The following is a 15,206-nucleotide window of genomic DNA, read 5'->3' on the forward strand; positions in this document are numbered from 1 at the left end:
GTCCCTTCTCGATTGCCTGCCAATATGTTGGCTACCAACTATTGGTAACACAGCCGGCCCGCCTTGAGTAGGCTGCCTACCTATATTGGGTCCCCCGCCGCGCCCGGGCGCCCACGCCGCGACTCACCCCGCGCCGCGGTCGGGCCGCTGCCACCAGGCACGATGCGCGAGGTACCGGCCCCTTCGACCGCGGGCTCGCCTCGACGATCCGGGACGGCCGGGGCGGCTTCCTGTCGCACTCGCCCGCCGGGCCGCGCTCGGCGACCAGCCGGATGCCGCGGACGTTGGCGCGGACGAATGCGATACGTCCCGCGACCGATTCGAGATTGACCGGATTTCCGGCGTACGTGAGTTTGTCCAGGACGGTGACCCGCGGCCTCCGCCCCTGTGTTTCCGTATCCGACACGAGCATGCGTACATAACTGGTTCCGATGAACCCGGCTCCCCCGGTCACGGGTATCCGCATTGAACACACCTCCCGGAACCATGTTTTCCCGCGGCATGCCGTTCGGCCAGATCACCCGCCTGAACGGCCTTGGTCACGAACAGTCCTGGGCGGCCGGCTTGTGGGTTAGCGTTCCGCCCACAGCAGGAACCGGCCGAGAGGAGAGGAAGAGCCTTGGCGAATATTCTCGTGGCGACGGCGCCGGCCGAGGGCCATGTCAATGTCATCACGCACCTGGTGAAAGAGCTCGTGTACCGCGGAAACACGGTGACCTGGTACACGGGCAAGGTTTTCCGGGAACGCGTCGAAAGGACCGGGGCCCGGTTCGCCCCGATCGTCTCCGGATTCGACTACGGCGGAATGACACATGACGAGGCGTTTCCCGGCCATGCGGGTCTCACCGGCGTCAAGGGAATGACGGCGGTCTTCCGGGACGTGTTTCTCGGCACCGCGCCCGACCAGCTCCAGGACCTTCTCGCACTGGCCGGGGAATTGAAGCCGGACGTGGTCGTCACGGACGAAACCACCTACGCGGGCGGGTTTTTGAGCGAGCTGACGGGGATTCCGCTGGTCTGGATGGCCACCTCGGTCTACACCCTCGGCAGCCGGGACACCGCACCCTTCGGCATGGGCCTCGGACCCAGCTCCTCGACTCTGGGACGGCTGCGCAACCGGACGCTGAAATGGACGGCGGACCACGTCATCATGCGCGAACTGCGCCGCGCGGCGGACCGCACACGCACCGGGGTGGGTCTGGCACCGATCAGCGCCGGCGCGTTCGAGAACATCGTCCGGATGCCATCGCTGTATCTGCTGGGGACCGTGCCGTCGTTCGAGTACCCGCGCAGTGATCTGCTGCCGCAGACCCGGTTCGTGGGTCCCGTCACGGGCGCGCGGACCGACGCGTTCGAGCCGCCGGCCTGGTGGGACGACCTCACGGCACACGACACCGTGGTGCACCTCACGCAGGGCACCGTCGCCAACGAGCCGGAACGCCTGCTGCGGCCCGCGATCCGCGCGCTGTCCGGCCTCGACGCCCTGGTCGTCGTCACGACCGGCGTGCCGCCCGGGCAGCTCGGCCTGGGCCCGCTGCCGGACAACATACGGGTCGAGCGCTTCGTGCCCTACCACCACCTGCTCCCGCACGCCGACCTCCTCGTCACCAACGGCGGATACGGCGGTGTGACGGCCGCGCTGAGCAACGGCGTCCCGCTGGTCGTGGCCTCGGCCACCGAGGACAAGAACGAGGTCGGCGCGCACGTCGGCTGGTCCGGTGCCGGAGTGCACCTCAAGAGCGGCCACGGCCTGGAGGGCCGGCTGCGCGCGGCGGCGCGGCGCGTGCTGCACGAGCCGTCCTTCCGCGCCCGTGCCCGGCGCCTGGGTGAGGAGTACCGCGCCCTCAACGGGCCGCGCCGCGCCGCCGAGCTCATCGAGGAACTGGCGGGCGGCGCCGGCCCCGTGGCGGGCGACCGGCCGCCGCCTCACCCGTAGCGCACGGCGGCGGCCAGCACGTCGCAGATGCGGTCCACATCGCCCGGCGTCACCGACAGCCCGGTGGGAAGGGCGAGCACACGCTCCGTCAGCATCTCGGTCACCGGGAGGCCGACGGGCGTGTGCCCGGCGTCCTGACGGTAGGGCCGCATGCGGTGGCAGCCCGGCGAGAAGTACTTCTTGGTACGGATGTTCTCCGCGCCGAGAATGTCGGAGAGCCGGTCCCGGCCCAGGCCCGCCACCTCGGGGTCCACCCGCACGACGACGTACTGGTGGTTGTGGCTCTGGCCCCGGGGGGCCGCCATCAGCGTGATGCCGGGCACCTGCGCCAGACCCTGCCGGTAGCGCAGGTAGAGGGCCCGGTAGACCTTCAGCATGTCGTCCAGGTGCTCGATGGAGGCGATGCCCATCGCCGCCGACGACTCGTTCATCTTCGCGTTGGTGCCCGGGCCGACGACGTCCATCGCCTCGTCGAAGCCGAAGTTGTGCATCGAGCGCACGCGGGAGTGGACCTCGGCGGAGTCGGTGGCGACGAGCCCGCCCTCGAAACAGTTCAGGATCTTCGTCGCGTGGAAGCTGAACACCTCCGCCATACCGGCCCCCGCTGACGGGCCCGGCAGCAGGGGCCGGCACCCGAACGCCTGGGCCGAGTCGAAGACGAGCGGCACCCCCGCCGCCCGGGCCACATCGTCGAGTCCGGCCGTGTCGCAGAGGTTGCCCCAGATATGGACACCCAGAATGCCTCCGGTGCGCGGCGACACCGCCTTGGCGACCGAACGGGGATCCAGGGTGCCCGTTTCGGGATCGACGTCGGCGAACACCGGTGTCAGGCCGATCCAGTTCATCGCGTGGGCGCTCGCCACGAAGGTGAACGACGGCATGATCACCTCGCCGGTGATGCCGCACGCCCGCACGGCGATCTGCAGCGCGGTGGTGGCGTTGTTCGTGGCGGTGTTGTGCGCCCGCAGCGTCCGCGGCGCCGACAGCGCCTCGAACCGCCGCACCAGCGGGCCCAGATTGCTCAGCCACCGGCGGTCGATGGCCTCGCTCACCAGCTCCAGATAGCGGTCCTTGGCCGGTACGTTCGGCGTCCCCACCCTGATGTCCTCGGCGAAACCCGGCGTACCGCCGAAGTACGCCAGATCACCGCGCGCCCGTTTGGCCCTCACGGCGCCGGCCAGAGGGCATAGCCGCGCAGCCCGTACATCAGCGGCCGCGGGGCCTCCCGGGTCACCGACCGCTCGACCTCCCCGAAGACCACCGTGTGGCCGGCGACCGGCTCGGCCCTCACCACCCGGCAGTCGGCCACCGCGTGCGCCACACCGGGCAGATGCGGGCCACCGCAGCCCGGCGGGTCCTGCCACCTCACACGGTCGAACCGGTCGGGGGCCCCCGACGCGAACAGCTCGGCGACCGGGCGCCCGGCCTCGCCCAGCAGATTGACCGAGAAACGCTCACCGTCCAGGACGGCGTCGAGGGTCGGGCTGGCGCTGCGTACGCAGACCAGCAGGGTCGGTGGCCTCAGCGTGACACTGCACAGGGACGAACAGGTCATCCCCCACGGCCGCCGTGCCGCGTCGAACGCCGTGACCACCGCCACCCCGGTGGGATAGCCGGCCATCAGCTCGCGAAAATCCCCGGGCGCGGCAGTGGCCGCCGAAGGGATACGGGGCGCGGTCATCCCGTCATCACCAGGCTTTCCTTCCGTAGCACGGCCGTCTCCTGTCGTCAGCGCATCCGGGCGAGGTACTCGTACTGACCGGGCAGGCCGCGCACCAGCTCGCCCGCGGTGGCCCGCACCCGCTCGAACTCCTTCGCGGCGGCGCTCCCGTCCGCCAGGTCAAGCGCGCCCGGCGCGCGCAGCGCGACGCCCTTCAGCCCCATCAGCATCGCCACGTAGGAGTACGCCTCGAAGCCGTGGTAGTGCGGGAAGATGTTCTCGGCGTCCGGCATTTTGGTCTGCCACTGCTCCAGCCGCGCGGCCAGCGCGTCGGGCACCTGGCGGGTCTTGGCGTCCCGCCAGTACTGGTTGTCGTCGCGCGCCGCGGCCCGGTAGTGCAGCACCAGGAACTCCCTTACACCGTCCATGCAGTTGTTCACCGCGCGGTTGTAGGACTCCCGCAGCCGTCCGGACCAGTCGGCCTGCGGGAAATGCTTGACCAGCTGCTCGATGCCGTGCTGGATGAAGAAGATGCCGGTCGACTCCAGCGGTTCGACGAATCCGCTCGACAGGCCGACCGCGACGCAGTTCTTCACCCAGGAGTTACGGCTGCGGCCGATCCGCATGCGGATGTGGTTGGCCTCAAGGTCCTCGGCGCCGGGACCCACGAACTCCCGCAGGGTGCGCTCGGCGTCCTCGGGCGAGCAGTACTCGCCCGCGTACACATAACCGGTGCCGATACGGTCGAACAGCGGAATCGTCCAGATCCAGCCGGCCTCCATCGCCGAGGCCCTGGTGTACGGGGGGATGCCCCGCTCAGCGGTGTCCACCGGGACGCGCAGCGCCACCGCGCGGTCGTTGGGCAGCGTGTCCTGGTACGAAACGAACGGCTCGCCCAGCGCCTCGTTCAGCAGCAGCCCCTTGAATCCGGTGCAGTCGATGAAGAGGTCGCCCTGGAGGTCACCGTGCCCGCGCGTGGTGACCGCCGAGATCCAGCCGCGGTCATCGAGCCTGACATCCACCACGTCGTCGGTCACATGCCGCACCCCGCGGCTGACGCCGTACTCGGTGAGGAACCCGGCGAGGAGCGCCGCGTCGAAGTGGTAGGCGTAGGGGAACTGAGTGTCCTGCTCGCTCAGGGTGGACCGGAAGGCGGCGCCCCGCGGCCCCAGTTCGCTGCTGCCGTGCTCGAAGAGCGTTCCGTCCATGAAGCGCGGCGAGCGCAGGTTGTCGCCCAGCGCCGCCATCACGAAGTTGTCGGCGTCGAACCGGTCCGACGGCCGCTGCTTGAGCCACCAGTCCGTCAGCGGGAAGCCGTCGACGACCCGCAGCCTCTCGAAGGGGTGGTAGAAGTGCTCACCCCTCGCGGACCAGTCCTGGAAGCGGATGCCCAGTTTGTAGGTGGCGTTGCAGGCCGGCATCCAGTCGGTCTCCTTGAGACCGAGATACTCGAAGAAGTGCCGCACGGTGCTGAACGTGGCCTCACCGACGCCGATCGTCGGTACCCGGTCGGATTCCACGACGGTCACCGATATCCGGTCGCCGAAGGCGGCCTTGAGATAGCCGGCGCTCATCCAGCCGGACGTTCCGCCGCCCACGATCACTACCTTGTCGACCATTTTTTTCTCCGTCACTTTCCGTGTGTGTTTCGGGCAGGGCTCACGAGCGGGGCAGGCCGCGCAGTGAATCGGGCAGACGGTCGAGATTGACCATGTTGCACCAGGTGCTCGCGGGCTCGGCCAGTCCGTGGAGAGAGCCGTATTCCTCGCCGGCCCGGGTCAGCATGAAATGCAGATCGCTGGCGAGTCCGACGAAGGTGAAACCGTCATCGACGCGGTCCCGGACGGAAGCGGCCTCCCGGCACAGGGTGCCGAAGGGCATGCCGTGCTCGCGGCAGGCTTCGGTCACCGTGCGCACGGCGTCCTGGAACGACGGCTCCGGGCTCCAGAACCTCGCCGGCAGACCCAGCGAAAGATGCAGGTCGTTGGGGCCGATGAAGACCAGGTCGATTCCCTCGACGGCAAGGATCTCCCTGATGTTCGCCACGCCCTGGACCGTTTCGATCTGGACGCCGACAAGGATCTCGTCGTTGGCCCCCGCGATATAGTCCGGGGCGTTCACACCGAAGCCCACGTGCGGGAGCATGCCACCGCCGCCGCGCTCGCCGCGGGGCGGGAACCGGGCGAAGCGGACGGCGTCCCTGGCCTCCTCGGCGGTGTTCACCATGGGCACGATCACGCCCTGGGCGCCCGCGTCCAGCGCGTGCTTGATGTGGTCGACGGTGCCCGCGGCGACCCGGGCGACCGGGGTGATCTCGCCGCCGCTCAGGTCGGAGACCGCGCCGAAGATATGGCCGGCCGTCGAGTGGTCGACCGGCGTGTGCTCGAAGTCCACCAGCATCCAGCGGAAGGTGCCCTGCGCGACCAGCAGCCTGGTCGCCGCGACACTGTGCAGCTGGAGCCAGGTGCCGACGGCCGAGCTCCCCTCCCGGATCAGTTCCAGCGTCTTGTTGGTGCGCAGCATCAGCCTGTATCCCTCTTCCGGTTGTTGACGTGCAGGCCATGGGTGACAAGGAATTCCTCGATCCGCTCGGTGATGGCCGCGAAGATCGACTGGACCGTCTCCCGGTCGGAGCGTTCCGTCTTCAGCAGTTCGGCGAAGAGAATGGCCGCGCCCGAGTTGGAGACCCATTCCGGGACGATGGTCACTCCCCGCCGCGCCCAGTCCGCCTTCACCTCGCCGGAGGAAAAAGCGTTGTTGGCGCCGCAGACCACCACCTGCCCGGAGTTGTTCGCGAACTCCCGCATGACCCGGTCGGTCACCGCGTAGCGGGTCGCGCACGGGGTAAGGACCTCGGGTCCGGTGACGGCGACGAACTCGGTGAGGAAGTCCTCGTCGCTCAGGCCGGCGGCACGCGGCACCCACGTCCAGTCCCGGCGCGGGCCCTCCCCCACGAGGTCGCCGAGAGCCGGCCGGTCCCCGCGCCCGGAGCGGCGCCGCAGCAGCTCCGCCACGTCGATGCCGCCGGGGTCCAGGAGGTAGCCCTCCTTCTCGCAGATGCCGGTGACCACACCGATGCCCCGGGAGGTGAGCGAGTGCGCGGTGTTCGACCCGACGCTGCCGAACCCCTGGACCGCCACACGGGGCCTTTTGCCGGCGGACAGCCGGATCGCCTCGGCGACCGAGTGGCCGGTGGCGGCGTCGTCCACGCTCGCGTGCTCGTTCCAGGGCTGCGCCAGCCGCCCCGGCATGGCCTGGGCCTGCGAGGGGATGCGGGCATGGCGGGCCAGCGTCGCGGCCATCGCGGTGAACGCGGTGGGCAGCGCCAGGTCCTCCCGTGCGATGCGTTCGATGACCTCCCTGCTGGTGTAGAGGTCGGCCCCGGTGCTCCACTCACGGGCGATGACCTCCCGGTGCGCGATCATGAACCGGCGCAGGACGTCCTCGGCCTGCGGCGAGGCGGGATCGAAGCGGATGCCTCCCTTGCCGCCGCCGAACCGCGGGCGTTGCAGGGTGTTCTTCAGCGACATGGTGGCGGCGAGGTCGGCCACCTCGGACAGCGTGACGCGCGGGTGCATGAAGAGGCCACCGCCCGAGACGCCACCGACCAGGCTGTCGATGACCAGCCATCCCTCTGCCTCGGTCAGGTCGTCCCGCCAGTGGAACACCCTGGCGAGTTGGGTCGTGCTCACGGCGTGCTCACCCTCCGGTCGGTCGCTCGGGCCGGGCCACCGCGGAAGCACGGTGGCCGCGTGAGTAGATGTCGAGTGCTTCCCGGTAGGTGGAGCTGTCGAAGTTGACCAGCGTGGGAAGCGGGATGGTGCCCGGCGCGGCGGGGCGCGCTCCGGTCGCGTTCAACTCGTCGTAGTTCGCGAGCGAGAGGGCCGCCGCGGCCTCGTGTTCCGGCACACGCTCGCGCTGGAACCCGGCCAGCGCCGTGCCCTGTTCGTCCGGCCACTTCTCAAGGTGCCCGGCCAGGGCGGCGCAGTCCTCCAGGCCGAGGTTGACGCCCTGCCCCAGGAACGGCGCCACGGTGTGCGCCGCGTCGCCGAGCAGTACGACCGAACCTCCGTGGACCACCGGAGCACAGGTCACCACCGACAGCGAACTCACCACCGCCCCCGGCCCGTCCGCCTCACCGGGGCGGTGGATGTCCGCCGCGTCGGGGAAATGACGCCGAAGGAAGGCCCCCAGCGCTTCCCCGTCGGCAAGACCGGCGAAGGTCAGTGCGCCCTCACGCGGCAGGACGAGCGTGCAGCGCAGCGAACCGTCCCGGTTGGGCAGACCCACCATGAAGAAGCCCTCCCGCGGCCAGACATGAATCGCCGTCGGGGTCATGCGCTCATCCCCCGGCGCGGGCCGCAGTGTGACCTCCCGGTACTCGACCCCGATCCGCCGCTGCCGGCTGCGGGTCAGGCCCTGCTCGGCGAGCCGGCCCCGCACCACGGAGTGGGTGCCGTCGGCGCCGACGAGCAGGTCGTACCCGGCCTGGACCTCCCCGCCCCGCCGGCCGGCGAAGGTCACCCGCCGCGCGGTGAAGTCCACACCGGTGCACCGCGCCCCGAAGACGAACCGCACGCCGGGGCCGGCGCTCCTCATCAGCAGCAGGTTCAGATCGTTACGGTCGATCGACAGGTTGCGCCGGCCGGCCCGCCCGTACCCGGCGGCGCGGACCCGGCCGTCCGCCTCATGGCGTACCCGGTGCTCCATCGCCACCACGAGCTCGTCCAGCGCCGCGGGAGCACAGTAACCGTCAAGTGCGCCCACCCCTCTGGGTGACAGGGACAGATTGATGGTGCGCCCGTCGTAGCGCAGACCGTGCTCGACGTAGTGCCCGCGCTTCTCGTAGACCTCGACCGTGTAGCCGCGCCGGGCAAGGACCTGCGCGGCCAGACAGCCGACCGGTCCCGCTCCGACCACCACCGCCCTGGGGGCGAAGGTGTCTGTACTCATCAGTGAAGACATCTGGATCAGCCCACGCCTCACGCCAGGACCCGCCGGATTCTCAGGCGGCGTCAATGGTGGCCAGGACCGTGCGCAGGCACTCGATCACACGGTCCTGCCGTTCAGGGGTCAAAGAGGGATACATCGGGAGCGAGAAGATCTCCCCGGCCAGCCGTTCGGTGACCGGCAGGGACTCCTTCGCCGATGGAAGGTGCGCGAACCCGGCCATGGTGTGCACGGGCCACGGATAGCTCGTGTTGAGACGGATGCCGTAGCCGCGCAGCCGCTCGATGATGGTGTCGCGGGCCGGATGCCGCACGACATAGAGGTAGTAGACATGGTCGTTGCCGGGCGCGGTCCGCGGCAGGACCAGGCCGGTGTCGCCCAGCGCCTCCCGGTAACGGCCGGCCACCGCGCGCCGCGCGGCGATATAGCCGTCCAGCCGCCGCAGCTTGCGCCGCAGGATCTCCGCCTGCACCTCGTCCAGGCGGCTGTTGTGTCCCGGAAGCGCCTCCACGTAGTAACGCTCCTCCATCCCGTAGTAGCGCAGACGCCGCAGATTCCTGTCGACATCGGCCCGGCCGGTGATCACCGCGCCGCCGTCGCCGTACGCGCCCAGCACCTTCGTCGGGTAGAAGGAGAAAGCGGCCGCGTCACCGGCCGTGCCGGCCAACCGGCCGCCCTGCCGGGCACCGTGGGCCTGGGCACAGTCCTCCACCACCCGCAGGCCGTGCGCCCTCGCCAGTTCGACGACCGGATCCATCGCCACACACTGCCCGTACAGGTGCACCGGCAGGACACAGCGGGTCCGCTCGTTCACGGCGCCGGCCAGCTGCGCCGTGTCCATCAGATACGTCACCGGGTCGATGTCCACGAACCTCGGGACCGCTCCGGTAGCGGTGATCGCCACCACGGTCGGCGCGGCGGTGTTGGAGACGGTGATGACCTCGTCCCCCGGGCCCACGCCCAGCGCCTGAAGCGCGAGCGTGACCGCGTTGGTGCCGTTGTCGACTCCGGCACAGTGCTCCACACCGTGCCACGCGGCGAATTCATCCTCAAATCCGGAAACGCTCGGGCCGAGAATGAGCTGCCCGGAGGAGAACACCGAGTCCACCGCGTCGAGAATATCTTCTCGCTCGGCGGCGTACTCCTCGCTGTAGGACCACACCAAGGTCGTCATCCAATTCTCCAACTCGTCTTCGCCAATAGCCTGACCATATCCCCGGGGCTTCTGCCGCCGGCATGTTCGACCCCGGGGAGAACAGGAGGGAACCGGGAAGTGCCCGGATCCTGCGCGGACATGACGGCAAGGACCGCGTTTACCGGCGGGCCGCCGGTGCCCGGACGGGAGTGCCGACGAAAACACCGGGGCCGCCATTGCCCAGATCGAGGAATTCCGCGTCCAGACCCGCCTCACGGAATGCCGCGATGTACTCGTCGCGGGAAAACAGCGCCATGACATGTTCGTCGGTGAAGTGCCAGATGCCTTCACCCGGTTCGGCCACGACGTAGTGCACGGTCATATGGCTGCTGGAGCCCTTTCTGACCGAATGCGAGACGCGGGCGACGGTCACGGGGCCGAACTCGACGACATCCCGGCCGACATGACCGCTCACGAAGTTCTCCGGGAACCACCACGGCTCGACCACCAGCACCCCGCCGGGCCGCAGATGGCGCCGCAGACAGCCCACGGCGGCGCGCAGTTCGGCTCCGTCACCGACATTGCCGATCGCGCTGAACAAGCTGATCACCGTGTCGAACCGGCGGCCGAGGTCGAAATCACGCATGTCCGCACGGTGGAAGGCAACCCCGGGCAGCCGCCGCCGCGCGAGGTCGAGCATCGGCTCGGCCACATCCGCACCCTCCACCCGGCCGAAGAGAGCGGCGAGATGCCGCAGATGCGCGGCCGGCCCGCAGCCCACATCCAGCAGGTCCCGGGCACCCGGGTTCCGCTCCCTGATCACAGCGGCCACCTTCGCCGCCTCCGTCGCGTAATCCTTGCCACGGCCGAGATAGATCGCCTCGTAGAGTGGAGCGACGTCATAGATGGTGCGTGCCGCGGCCAGCACACCACCCCACCCGGCCCGCGTGGAAGCGCTCATCCGGCCCCTCCCCAAGGCCGGGTGGCGGTGGTCATCCGGCCCCTCCCCCGGCCCTGTCCACCAGGCCGGTAAGCTGCTCGACGACATCGAGCGGTGTCGGCAGGCCCCGGATCTCCTCCCGCACCTCGCGTGCGGCCCTCCTCATCTTCTCGTCCGCCAGTACCGATTCCAGCAGCTCACGGCCGACCTCCTCCGGCTGCACGGCCACACCCACGCCCCGGCCCCCGACCGCGTCCATGATCAGCGACCGGCCGAGACCGCCGAACTCCGGGATGATCTGCGGCAGTCCGCTCATCAACGCGCCGAACGCCGAACCCGGCCCGCCGTGATGGATCACCAGCGAACTGCGCGACATCAGCGAAACCAGCGGCGCCCAGCCCAGCGACGTCACATTGCCCGGCAACGGCCCCAGCGAGTCCAGCTCCGCATTGGGCGCCGCCAGCACGAACTCGGCATCCATACCGGCAGCCGCCGCCACAATGCCGCGCACCACACGCGCGGTCTCCATCGGCGGCGGGCCGCTGCCCAAGGTCACCGCGATACGCGGGGTACCGCGCTCGGCACGCACCAGATAGTCGTAGATACCGGGTGGCAGGACACCACCCCCGTTGAAGGGGACGGCAGCCATCTGCCAGGAACCCGGCTCGATCGGTCCCATACTCGGTGGTGTGATGTCGATGGTGGCCATCACCTCGGGCAGCTCCACACCGTGCGCCTCGAACAGCTCACTGTGCATCTCACGCATCAGCCGGGGCGAGTCATCCGCACGCACCAGCCCGAACTCGTTACGCACCGCGGGCACCCCCAGCTTCGCCGCGGCCACCAGAGCGGGCGTCAGCAGCGGCGAGTAGACAATGACGTCCGGGCGCCACTCCTCGGCCGTATGGATCATGGCCTCGACCATGCCGGGCTGGAGACGCAGCGCCCCGGCAACCGCCATACCGATCGTCTCGCGGTAATCAGGGTCCAGGGCACCGTTGTTCAGCCTGGCGACCACATCCGGGCGGCTCCGAGCGAGCTTGGCCTGCATCCGCGTCAACGACAGCCCGGGGGCCACATCCACACAGCGCACACCGGCCTCCCCCATCAGCAGACCCGGACCGCACGAAGCGACAAGCACCTCATGGCCGGCCAACTGCAGAGCCCAGCCCAGCGGCACCATGGGATAGGTATGACCAGCACCGGGAGTGATCATCATCAAAACGCGCAAAGCACTCATCTCCATTCGGACACCCCGACCAACACCGGGGCACGGTCAACGAGAGCGGTCAACAGACCAACAGACGTGGTCAACAGGACCGGGCAGTACGGGCGGTGCGAATGGTGCGGGTGGTACGGGCGGTGCGGGTGGTACGGGCGGTGCGGGCACTACGGACAGTGCGGGTCACCGGATGCCCCGGCGGGCGGTGTTCACCGCAGCTCCGGGACCGGGTGCTCCGGGCGCAGGCCGATCCCGATCGTGCGGGCCGGGCCCGCCTGGAGGGCCGGCAGGCGCTTCAGGATCCGCAGCACCACCGGCGTCGGCGCCTTGCCCTCTCCGCGTACCCACGGCTCCAGGAACCGGGTCTGCAGGAACCGCTGGAGGCGCTGGGTGGCCGCCGTGGGACGGGCGCGCCGCTTCTGGACGCGCATGAGGTGCTTCTCGGTGACTGTTCCGGACGCCAGCGGGCCGGCCAGAATATTGGCGGCGGCCACGGCGTCCTGCACGGCGAGGTTGATCCCGACGCCCATGATCGGCGACATGGTGTGGGCCGCGTCCCCGATGCACAGCAGCCCCGGACGCCACCAGCGCGCGAGGCGGTCGATCTGGATGTCCAGGACCTTGACGTCGTCCCAGCTGCGCACTTCATGGACCCTGTCCGCGAGGAACGGGGTGAGTTCGCCCAGGGTCTCCCGGAACCAGTCCAGGCCGCGCGCCCTGACCTCCTCGTATCCGCCCTTGCGGACGGTGTAGGCGGTCTGCCAGTGGGTCTGGCGCTCGATACGGACGAGGAGCTTCCCGTCCGAGAGCCGGCCCACCATCCCGCCGGGGTCGCCTTCCTTCTTCGAGAGCTGGAACCACAGGATGTCCATGCCGGAACCGAAGACCTCCGGCCGCAGGCCAGCGGACTCGCGCAGCGCCGACCGTCTGCCGTCCGCGGCCACCGTGAGGTCCGCCCGTATCCCGTGCTCGCCCGCCGCGTCGCGGTAGCGCAGCCCGGTGATCCGGCCGTTCTCCTCGATCGCCCCGGTGACCTCACTGTTCCGCAGAATCCGGAAATTGGGGAACCGGCCGGCTTCCTCGACCAGGAAGTCAAGGAAATCCCACTGCGGCAGGAAGGTGATGTGCTTCACCTTTCCCGGCAGCCGCCGGAAATCAGCGAGCGTGAAAGTGCCCTCGTCGGTGACCACCTGCAGCCGGTAAATCTTCTGGTGCGCAAGCTTCATGAATTTTTCCTGCAGGCCCAGTTCTCCCATGAGCCGGTGCGTCGAGGCGTGCACGGTATCGCCGCGGAAGTCACGCAAGAAGTCACTGTGCTTCTCCAGGACCACCGTATCGACTCCCGCCCTGGCCAACAGCATGCCGAGCATCAGCCCGGCGGGCCCGGCCCCGGCAATGGCACATGTCGTCCTCATCGTTCCCACTCTCCCCCGCATTCTGTGTCCAGCTCTCGCCGAAAACGGTTGTCCGAAAGAAACACCGGCCGGAAGACGGTGAGAATCTACAGCCGCTGGAAACGTTCAAGCGAGGGTAAAATCATTCGCCGGCCCGGGGCCCGCCCGCCGCCTCCTCTTCAAGCTGATCGGCGAACTGCGTCCACCGCAGCGCGCTCTGCCGGGCCAGCACCGCGACCACGTCCGTGCAATGCGCGGGCAGGTTCATCACAATGCTCGTCCAGGCCGGGGTATCGAGATCGTGCAACGCCAGCAGCCTCAGCACCACCCGTCCGGAATCCGTCGACCGCAACGCCGGATCCCTGCGCAGCCTCTTGAGGAGTTCCGCCGTCGACAACGGCGGCGTGTCACGCGGCGCGCGCGGCGGGTGCTGCCCGGACGGCTGCTCCACGGCCCCGGACCGGCCGCCCCCGGGCATCGGGTCCTCCCCGCGCAGCAGGCGCATCTTGACGTCATGGGCCGTTCCCAGCGAGATCCCCGCGGCCCGTGCGACCTCACGCAGACTCGCGCCGGGCCGCTCCGCCAGTAACCGGCCGGCCCGCTCCCGCCCCTGCGCCACACCCCGGGGATGGACCTTGCCGTCCATGCCGATCCGGGCGTTCAGGTGCGGACCGTCACCGGTTGAACGCCGGATCCGGGCAACCGTCCGGGCGGCCAGACCAGCGGCCGACGCCACATACCGGTCCGACATCTCCGCGTTCTCCCGCAGTAACCGGCCCGCGGCGGCCACTCTCTCGGCATACGAGAGCGGCATGCCGTGCGCGGTGTTCAACCGCACCGAGATCGCGAACAGTTCACGCTCCGGCACATCCAGCAGGTAGGCGTCGATGGCCGTGTCACCACGCCGGCGAGCGGCGTCCAGCCGGTGCATTCCATCCACCACACGCCACGTGGGCCGGTGGACGACAATCGGCGGAAGCCGGGTCTCCACCTCATTGAGGGCCTCGACATGGCTCTCGTCGATCCCCTTCATCCGCGGCGAGTCCGCGGGAACCAGGGAATCTATCGGAACCGAGCGGCGCTCAGGAGCGGCGACCCCCCACCGCGTTCCGTCGGCGGCGGTCAGCTCGGGAAGTATCTCGGACAGATTTTTCCGAGAACGCTCAACAGTATGTGTACCCATGGACCTTCAGCTCTCCAGGCGCGGTTCAGGCGCTTGTTCGTCGAATCGTGCGGCAGGTCGGTTGTCGTCACGGCCGTACGTCTCCGGGCCGGCCGCGCGGAGGGGCCCGCGCCGGACAGGGCATCGCGGAAACCGCCCGCCGGACAGCAGCAGCCGCCTCCCGCACAGCGGCGGAACACAGCACACGGGCACACGCGCACACCACCGGCGCACACATGCCGCGACCCGCCCCGCCCACCGCGGACAACGATCCCGGCTACGGCGCCACCAAATGCAGCGGGAAGCACCGCGCGGAATATCAGATACCGGTTATCGCGGCCAATGACGAGCGAGATCATTCCCGCGAACAGAAGACGGACGACCGGATTCCGGAATACGGCTCCACGGATGACGACGCAGAAAAATACCGGAATCCTGACCCCCACGACGACGCGCCACACAACAGCTCAACGCCTCGACCGAGATCGAATACCCCTTTGCGCCCACTTGGTCCGTACTTTTCCAAGGCTTGACCGTAGTCATCCTCAACATGCTCATTCAACGGGCGGTACAGCACACCCCGAGCACAATCGCGTCCTACTTGCGTCAGACAGCCCATACGGCTCCCCCTGTCTGCGATTCCCCGTACGCATATCCGAATCTAGCCGACACACAGAAAACAGGCAGCGCCGTTCAGCACTCCCGACCGCGATAACAACCCGGACAACAGATACACACAGCAACCCGCACCCACCAGAAGCAAGCAATACCCGGTTTCGCGTGCGGGGCAGACAGCAGGGCGAGCCC

General features: G+C 69.1%; 12 protein-coding genes. 1 reads left to right on the plus strand and 11 read right to left on the minus strand.

Annotated features, from left to right (window positions below; all coding sequences use genetic code 11):
- The first annotated feature begins 619 nt into the window (after window positions 1–619).
- Window positions 620–1,936, plus strand: coding sequence for a glycosyltransferase (locus tag ACFRMN_RS36520; protein WP_383028310.1), 1,317 nt, complete (start codon window positions 620–622; stop codon window positions 1,934–1,936).
- On the opposite strand, the gene ACFRMN_RS36525 is transcribed toward ACFRMN_RS36520, so the two are convergent.
- From ACFRMN_RS36525 to ACFRMN_RS36575, 11 genes are all read right to left on the minus strand, one after another.
- Window positions 1,927–3,105 carry a DegT/DnrJ/EryC1/StrS family aminotransferase gene (locus ACFRMN_RS36525; protein ID WP_383028313.1) on the minus strand — a complete coding sequence of 393 codons (1,179 nt, stop codon included), beginning with the start codon at window positions 3,103–3,105 and terminating at the stop codon, window positions 1,927–1,929. The two genes, ACFRMN_RS36520 and ACFRMN_RS36525, sit on opposite strands and share 10 nt — an antisense overlap.
- Window positions 3,102–3,617, minus strand: a complete 516-nt coding sequence (locus ACFRMN_RS36530) for a flavin reductase family protein (RefSeq protein ID WP_383028314.1) — start codon at window positions 3,615–3,617, stop codon at window positions 3,102–3,104. Before ACFRMN_RS36530 ends, ACFRMN_RS36525 begins: the two co-directional genes overlap by 4 nt.
- Window positions 3,618–3,664: 47 nt before the next feature.
- On the minus strand, window positions 3,665–5,215 hold the full coding sequence (locus tag ACFRMN_RS36535; RefSeq protein ID WP_383028317.1) for a tryptophan halogenase family protein: 1,551 nt from the start codon (window positions 5,213–5,215) through the stop codon (window positions 3,665–3,667).
- A gap of 40 nt (window positions 5,216–5,255) precedes the next feature.
- Window positions 5,256–6,119 carry an HpcH/HpaI aldolase/citrate lyase family protein gene (locus tag ACFRMN_RS36540; RefSeq protein WP_383028320.1) on the minus strand — a complete coding sequence of 288 codons (864 nt, stop codon included), beginning with the start codon at window positions 6,117–6,119 and terminating at the stop codon, window positions 5,256–5,258.
- The gene (locus ACFRMN_RS36545) at window positions 6,119–7,288 is read right to left on the minus strand and encodes a Glu/Leu/Phe/Val dehydrogenase dimerization domain-containing protein (protein ID WP_383028323.1); all 1,170 of its coding nucleotides are present in this window, start codon (window positions 7,286–7,288) and stop codon (window positions 6,119–6,121) included. The genes ACFRMN_RS36540 and ACFRMN_RS36545 overlap by 1 nt, the downstream gene beginning before the upstream one ends.
- A gap of 7 nt (window positions 7,289–7,295) precedes the next feature.
- Window positions 7,296–8,549 carry an FAD-dependent oxidoreductase gene (locus tag ACFRMN_RS36550; protein WP_383028325.1) on the minus strand — a complete coding sequence of 418 codons (1,254 nt, stop codon included), beginning with the start codon at window positions 8,547–8,549 and terminating at the stop codon, window positions 7,296–7,298.
- Between the two features lie 52 nt (window positions 8,550–8,601).
- Window positions 8,602–9,720 (minus strand): DegT/DnrJ/EryC1/StrS family aminotransferase, encoded by a 1,119-nt coding sequence (locus tag ACFRMN_RS36555; protein WP_383028327.1) that lies wholly within the window; start codon window positions 9,718–9,720, stop codon window positions 8,602–8,604.
- Between the two features lie 139 nt (window positions 9,721–9,859).
- Entirely contained in the window at window positions 9,860–10,642 is a 783-nt protein-coding gene (locus tag ACFRMN_RS36560; protein ID WP_383028329.1) for a class I SAM-dependent methyltransferase, read from the minus strand.
- A 31-nt stretch (window positions 10,643–10,673) separates the two neighbouring features.
- On the minus strand, window positions 10,674–11,852 hold the full coding sequence (locus ACFRMN_RS36565; protein WP_383028332.1) for a nucleotide disphospho-sugar-binding domain-containing protein: 1,179 nt from the start codon (window positions 11,850–11,852) through the stop codon (window positions 10,674–10,676).
- A 200-nt stretch (window positions 11,853–12,052) separates the two neighbouring features.
- The gene (locus tag ACFRMN_RS36570; RefSeq protein WP_383028334.1) at window positions 12,053–13,258 is read right to left on the minus strand and encodes an FAD-dependent oxidoreductase; all 1,206 of its coding nucleotides are present in this window, start codon (window positions 13,256–13,258) and stop codon (window positions 12,053–12,055) included.
- Window positions 13,259–13,379: 121 nt separating this feature from the next.
- On the minus strand, window positions 13,380–14,420 hold the full coding sequence (locus tag ACFRMN_RS36575; protein WP_383028336.1) for a ParB N-terminal domain-containing protein: 1,041 nt from the start codon (window positions 14,418–14,420) through the stop codon (window positions 13,380–13,382).
- Window positions 14,421–15,206: the final 786 nt, after the last annotated feature.

It is taken from the genome of Streptomyces sp. NPDC056835, from assembly GCF_042789485.1.
In the GTDB taxonomy this organism is placed as follows: domain Bacteria; phylum Actinomycetota; class Actinomycetes; order Streptomycetales; family Streptomycetaceae; genus Streptomyces.

What these genes read in the sequence shown, in the direction of transcription:
- ACFRMN_RS36540 (WP_383028320.1), bottom strand. Translation starts at nt 6,119, where the DNA reads ATGCTGCGCACCAACAAGACGCTGGAACTGATCCGGGAGGGGAGCTCG.
- ACFRMN_RS36555 (WP_383028327.1), bottom strand. Translation starts at nt 9,720, where the DNA reads ATGACGACCTTGGTGTGGTCCTACAGCGAGGAGTACGCCGCCGAGCGA.
- ACFRMN_RS36560 (WP_383028329.1), bottom strand. Translation starts at nt 10,642, where the DNA reads ATGAGCGCTTCCACGCGGGCCGGGTGGGGTGGTGTGCTGGCCGCGGCA.
- ACFRMN_RS36550 (WP_383028325.1), bottom strand. Translation starts at nt 8,549, where the DNA reads ATGAGTACAGACACCTTCGCCCCCAGGGCGGTGGTGGTCGGAGCGGGA.
- ACFRMN_RS36535 (WP_383028317.1), bottom strand. Translation starts at nt 5,215, where the DNA reads ATGGTCGACAAGGTAGTGATCGTGGGCGGCGGAACGTCCGGCTGGATG.
- ACFRMN_RS36575 (WP_383028336.1), bottom strand. Translation starts at nt 14,420, where the DNA reads ATGGGTACACATACTGTTGAGCGTTCTCGGAAAAATCTGTCCGAGATA.
- ACFRMN_RS36530 (WP_383028314.1), bottom strand. Translation starts at nt 3,617, where the DNA reads ATGACCGCGCCCCGTATCCCTTCGGCGGCCACTGCCGCGCCCGGGGAT.
- ACFRMN_RS36570 (WP_383028334.1), bottom strand. Translation starts at nt 13,258, where the DNA reads ATGAGGACGACATGTGCCATTGCCGGGGCCGGGCCCGCCGGGCTGATG.